This window comes from Paracoccus sp. (in: a-proteobacteria), from assembly GCF_035556475.1.
Taxonomy (GTDB): domain Bacteria; phylum Pseudomonadota; class Alphaproteobacteria; order Rhodobacterales; family Rhodobacteraceae; genus Paracoccus.
Window position 1 is genome coordinate 1 of the sequence record NZ_DATMFA010000114.1, and the last position, 5,559, is coordinate 5,559.

Genomic DNA, 5,559 nt, shown 5'->3' on the forward strand with positions numbered 1-5,559 from the left:
TTTAATTGAGTAATTAGTATATTTCTATAAAATTTATATTTTTATTGACAGGCCAATTGCAGCCTCCTCATAACTCCGTCGACGCAGAACGGAGGAATGCCGATGGATGGGACCATGATTCTCGCACTCGAAGAGGCCGAACGCCAACGCTGTGCGGCGCTGATGGAGGGCGGTGTCGATGCGCTGGCGGAGATGCTGACCGAGGATCTGGTGCATATCCACCTGACCGGGAAGATCGACGACAAGGCGGGCTACCTCGCCGGAGTGCGCGGCAAATATCAGTTCCGCAATATCGAACGCGGACCGCTGAACATCCGTATCTGGGGCGACAGCGCGGTCATGGTCGGACCGCTGAGCCAGCAGATCGTGGTGAAGGAAAACGGTGCGGTGCATGACATTCGTGCCGTGACCACCCAGACCTGGCACTGGATCGACGGCCGTTGGCAGCAGGGAACCTGCCACAACGCGCCGCTGACCGACTGAGGAGGGGGGATAGATGCCAATCGCCGTATTCTCCCAAGCCTCTGGTCCGCGCCGCCTTGGCAAGGTCTATGACGGCGCGTTGATCGACCTTTCCGTCGCCGCGCCCAAGCTGCCGCAGGACATGACCGGGTTTCTGGCTGCCGGAGATGCCGCGCTGGAGTTGTTTCACGCCGTCGGCCCGGACAGTCCGGGCAATATCGCGATGGAGGCCGTCACGCTCCACGCCCCCGTCGACCGCCCCGAGAAATATCTGGCCATCGGCATGAACTATGCCGATCACGCCGCTGAGGCGCGCGCGGCCGGGGTCGATACGCCCCAGTGGCAGGTCTGGTTCAACAAGCAGGTGTCCTGCATCAACGATCCCTTTGCGCCGGTCATTGCGCCGCGCGTGTCGGAAAAGCTGGATTACGAGGCCGAGCTGGCCGTGGTTATCGGCCGCCACTGCCGCTATCTGACGCCCGAACAGGCGCCGGATGTGGTGGCGGGCTATATGGTCGCCAACGACGTTTCCGCACGCGACTGGCAGATGCGGACCGGCACGATCACGCTGGGCAAATCCTTCGACACGCATGGTCCGCTGGGGCCGTGGCTGACGCTCGCCAGCGAGATTCCAGACCCCCATGCGCTGGATATCCGCATGTATGTAAACGGCGAACTACGCCAGAGCGGCAATACCAGCCACTTGATCCACAACATCTGGATCAGATCGCGTATCTCTCGCAGGTGATGACGCTGAAGCCCGGAGACGTTCTGGCGACCGGCACGCCCGCTGGCGTCGGTGCGGCCATGAAACCGCCGGTATTCTTGCAGCCCGGCGATGTGACGCGCGCCGAAATCGCCGGTCTGGGCCATATCGAAAACCATATCCTCGCCGAGGACTGGCAGGGAGACAGCAAATGAGCAATGCGAAGACCGGAAAGGTCATCATCACCTGCGCCATCACCGGCGGCATCCACACGCCCAGCATGTCGGATGCGCTGCCCTGGAAACCGGCAGACATCGCCCGTCAGGCGATTGATGCGGCCGAGGCCGGCGCGGCAATCCTGCACCTGCATGCCCGCGACCCCCAGGATGGTCGGCCAAGCCCGGCGACCGATGTGTTCATGCAGTTCCTGCCCCAGATCAAGCAGTCGACCGACGCGGTGATCAACATCACCACCGGCGGCGGGCTGACCATGACCGTCGAGGAACGGCTGCAGGCACCACTCGCCACCGCGCCCGAGATGTGCTCGCTGAACATGGGTTCGATGAACTTTGCCATCCACCCGATGGCAGCTAAGGAACGCGACTGGAAGTTCGACTGGGAAAAGCCCTATCTGCTGGGAACCGAGGATTTCATCTTTCGTAACACGTTCCGCGACATCTCGCGCATCCTCCAGGTTCTGGGCGAAGAGCACGGCACCCGGTTCGAACATGAATGCTATGACGTCGGCCATCTCTACAATCTGGCGCATTTCGTGGACCGGGGCCTCGTGAAGCCGCCGTTCTTCGTGCAGATGATCTTCGGCATTCTCGGCGGCATCGGCTCGTCGGTGGAGAATATGGTCTTCATGAAGGAGACGGCGGACAAGCTCTTCGGCTCGGATTACCGCTGGTCGGTGCTGTCGGCCGGCAAGACCCAGATGCAATTCGCCACGCAGGCAGCAATGATGGGCGGCAATGTGCGCGTCGGTCTGGAGGACAGCCTTTATATCGGCCGCGGCAAGCTGGCGACGTCGAATGCCGAGCAGGTCGCCAAGATCCGCCGCATCGTCGAGGAGCTTGGGCTGGAGGTCGCCACCCCCGCCGAGGCGCGCGAGATTCTGGCGCTGAAGGGCGCCGACCGGGTGAATTTCTAGACTGCTGGTCGGGATAAGATCTTGAAACGCTGACCGCATTCGCGGTCACGCGCATTCTGCCTGCAGGCGAGATCGGTCGGGGGAGGCCGTCGCCGGCGGGCAGCATCAGGGAGGCATTGATGCGAAAATCTGTGAACGGCGCCGCCATCGGGGCGGTCGCCATGGGATGGGTCATGCTTGCGGCCACGCCGCAGGCAGAGGCGCGGGAATTCGGAGCCGGGCCGACCCTGCCGGCGGGCGTCTCGATGGGTGTGCCGCTGGGGGCTGCGCCGCCGCCGGGTCTCTATGGCCGCAGCCAGACGACGCTGTCCTTTGGCGATGTCTATGACCAAGACGGCAACCGCACCGGCGACACGCTGGACGTGGCGGCCTCGGCCCTTCAGGTGGTCTGGGTGCCGGGATGGGAGCTGCTGGGCGGCCAGTATTCCGCCTTCGTCGCGGTGGCGGCGGCGAACGCCGATCTGGACAGCGCGGCTCTTGGCCAGCATAGCCAACTGGGCTTCGGCGACCTCGAGGTGAACCCGTTCACGCTGAACTGGGAACTGGCGCCCGGCATATTCGCCATGTCGGGTGTCAGCATCTTTGCCCCGGTCGGCACCGATGACAAGAACAACCCGGTCAATATCGGCACCGGGTTCTGGACCGTCGCGCCCAGCGTGGGCGCAAGCTATCTGCGCGATGGCTGGAACGCCAATATCCACGCTTTCTTCTTCAAGAACTTCGAGAACGACGATACCGATTATCGCTCGGGTGACGAGGTCATGGTGAACTTCGCCGCGCTGAAGGACATGGGCGGCATTTCCGTGGGTCCGGTCGGCTATTGGCGAAAGCAGGTCCGCGCCGATCGCAACAACGGCAGCTCCTATGGCGGCGCGGTTGCGGGGCGGGCGGAACAGGCGGCGCTGGGGCTTGGCATGTCGAAGCGTATCGGGAGGGCAGAGGCGCAGGTGATGTATACCCATGACGTGCGCGTTCGGAACACGGTAGGTGGCGACAAGCTGTGGCTGAACGTGATGTTCCCGTTCCAGTAGCGAAGGCCGGGCGGCGGGAGGATTGGCTCGTCCCGCCCTTGTGCGATATTCGATGATGAAATATATTTTCCACCAGATGATGGGAAAGCATTTTGCAGCTCAAGGCGCCAACACAGTCTGAACTGGCCTATCACGGGCTTCGCCGTGACATCCTGGAATGCCGGCTGCTGCCGGGGTCCAAGGTCAAGATGAGCTATGTCTGCGAGACCTATGACATCAGCCTGGGCGCCGCGCGCGAGGCGTTGTCGCGGCTGACCGCCGACGGCATGACCGTGATGGAGGCGCAGAAGGGCTTTACCGTCGCCGCTGTTTCCTGGACGGAATATGCGCAACTGACCGAGACGCGGGCCGAGATCGAGGTTTCGTGCCTGCGCAAGTCGATCCAGCATGGCGACGTCGAATGGGAGAGCCGTGTGGTCGCGGCCCTGCACCGGCTGACGCGGGCGCAGGACGGCGGCCATCCGCAGAACCAGCTTGGCCCAAGCCCGGCCTGGATCGAGGCACATACCGAGTTTCACCGCGCCCTGGTCTCGGCCTGCCCGAACCGCTTTCAGCTTGACCTGCGCGAGGCGCTCTATATCCGCAGCGAACGCTATCGCTACTGGTCGCAGGCGCTGAGCCTGCAGCTGGGCGAGCGCGACGTGAACGACGAACACGGCATGATCGCCGAACTGGCGCAATCGCGCGACATCGAGGCAGCCACTGCCGCGATGGAAGAGCATTTCACCCGAACCGCACGCGACATGCTGGCCGCCGCCGCCAGTGCCGGCGACGGCGTGCCGGTGCTGGCCGGCGCGCTCAGCGCCTGAGCCGCGCCAGCCGCGCCACCTGCACCAGCAACACGCAGCACAAGACCCCGAGCAGCGTCAGCGCCAGTCCGAAACCGCCAGCCGCTTCACTGACCAGACCGAAGAGCGTCGGCCCCAACGCCCCGCCAAGCTGTGCCACGGAAAAGAATAGCCCGCCCGCCAAGCCCAACCGGTCGGCGGGCACGTCCTGGCTGTCCATCAGCAGCATCATTGCCACGGTCATCATCGTGCCCCGCGCCACGCCCTGCGCCACAAGCCCGAGCGCGAGCCATATCCCCGGGCCCAGATGCAGCAGCAGCGTCGCCGCCAGCATCGAGAGCGCAAGCCCCGCCATCATCGCGAGCAATCGCGTCTCGGCCAGCCGGGGCAGCGTCAGCGCCGCGACGATCCCCGCGGCCGTGGGCAGCGCCGACCACCAGCCGGCGGCGGCGGGGGTCATGCCCTTGGCCTCGAGCAGCGCAGGTAGCCAGTTGTTCAGGGCATGGATCATGGTGAAGATCGACACCGCCATGGCGAGGATCAGCCGGACCTCGGCCGAGGCGGCAAGGCCGCGAAAGACCTGCCCCAATGGCGCCGTGGCCTCGCCCGGCGCCTGCGGCCCGGTCAGCGCCCGGATCGCAGGCGAGGCGGACAGCGCAATCCAGACCAGTCCGGCGGCCGCGATAAGCCCGGCATGGATCAGCATGACGCCGCGCCAGTTGCCTCCGACCAGCGGCAGCAGCAAGCTGTTCGTCAGCCCCAGCGCGATCACGCCACCCAGATAGGGGCCGGTGACATAGATCCCCATGGCAAGACCGCGATCCCGGCCATGGAACAGCCGCGCGATCAGCTTGGGCGCGCCGACCGAAATCAACGGCCCGCCAAAGCCGAACAATGCGACCGCCGCGGCCAGGGACCAGGGGCCATCCGCCACGGCCCGCCACAGCGTCGACAGCACCATCAGCCCAATAGCGAGCAGCATTCCGCGCCGCGTGCCGATCCGGTCCAGAAGCGCACCGCAGGGCAGCGAGGACGCGATATAGGCGAGGGGCCAGGCTCCAAGGATCATTCCCATGGTGCCGTGGCCGATAGCCAGCTCGGCAGAGATCGGTGCGACCAGCGGGGCAAGCCCCGCCGTCACCAGCCCGAACACCAGGTAGATCAGCCAGACGCCGGCCAGCAACCGCCAGCGATCAGCCGCCGTTCCCTGCATGGATCAGGCTGCCGCACCGAAACGGGCGTCCATCACCTCATCCTCGCCGGGCGGATACCCCCCTGCATAGGCGCGGCGCTGCACCTCGGCCACCGACAACCCCTCGCGACGGGCCGCCAGCATCTTGCGCGGGCTGACCGGATGACCAATCGGATTGGCGGCGAAATCGGGCGAGGTGCGCATGAACTCCGAGGACTTCTCCCAAT

General features: G+C 64.9%; 8 protein-coding genes. 6 read left to right on the plus strand and 2 right to left on the minus strand.

Features of this window, described 5'->3' with window-relative positions; all coding sequences use genetic code 11:
* Positions 1-114: 114 nt before the first annotated feature.
* The 6 genes from VNQ78_RS16750 to VNQ78_RS16775 all read left to right on the plus strand — a co-directional run bounded on the left by VNQ78_RS16750 (position 115) and on the right by VNQ78_RS16775 (position 4,161).
* Complete coding sequence (locus VNQ78_RS16750; RefSeq protein ID WP_325691870.1) at positions 115-483, plus strand: nuclear transport factor 2 family protein; 369 nt, start codon at positions 115-117, stop codon at positions 481-483.
* A 13-nt stretch (positions 484-496) separates the two neighbouring features.
* Positions 497-1,210 carry a fumarylacetoacetate hydrolase family protein gene (locus VNQ78_RS16755; protein WP_325691872.1) on the plus strand — a complete coding sequence of 238 codons (714 nt, stop codon included), beginning with the start codon at positions 497-499 and terminating at the stop codon, positions 1,208-1,210.
* Complete coding sequence (locus VNQ78_RS16760) at positions 1,210-1,383, plus strand: fumarylacetoacetate hydrolase family protein (protein ID WP_325691874.1); 174 nt, start codon at positions 1,210-1,212, stop codon at positions 1,381-1,383. The genes VNQ78_RS16755 and VNQ78_RS16760 overlap by 1 nt, the downstream gene beginning before the upstream one ends.
* A complete protein-coding gene (locus VNQ78_RS16765) occupies positions 1,380-2,321 on the plus strand; it encodes a 3-keto-5-aminohexanoate cleavage protein (RefSeq protein WP_325691876.1) in 942 nt (313 codons plus the stop codon). Before VNQ78_RS16760 ends, VNQ78_RS16765 begins: the two co-directional genes overlap by 4 nt.
* 119 nt (positions 2,322-2,440) lie before the next feature.
* A complete protein-coding gene (locus VNQ78_RS16770) occupies positions 2,441-3,352 on the plus strand; it encodes a SphA family protein (RefSeq protein WP_325691878.1) in 912 nt (303 codons plus the stop codon).
* 92 nt (positions 3,353-3,444) lie between these two features.
* Positions 3,445-4,161 carry a GntR family transcriptional regulator gene (locus tag VNQ78_RS16775; RefSeq protein WP_325691881.1) on the plus strand — a complete coding sequence of 239 codons (717 nt, stop codon included), beginning with the start codon at positions 3,445-3,447 and terminating at the stop codon, positions 4,159-4,161.
* Here the strand turns inward: VNQ78_RS16775 and VNQ78_RS16780 are convergent.
* Together VNQ78_RS16780 and VNQ78_RS16785 are read right to left on the minus strand one after the other, a co-directional pair.
* On the minus strand, positions 4,151-5,353 hold the full coding sequence (locus VNQ78_RS16780) for a CynX/NimT family MFS transporter (RefSeq protein WP_325691884.1): 1,203 nt from the start codon (positions 5,351-5,353) through the stop codon (positions 4,151-4,153). The two genes, VNQ78_RS16775 and VNQ78_RS16780, sit on opposite strands and share 11 nt — an antisense overlap.
* Before the next feature lie 3 nt (positions 5,354-5,356).
* The coding region (locus VNQ78_RS16785) for a hypothetical protein (RefSeq protein WP_325691886.1) at positions 5,357-5,559 on the minus strand (203 nt) is incomplete at its 5' end.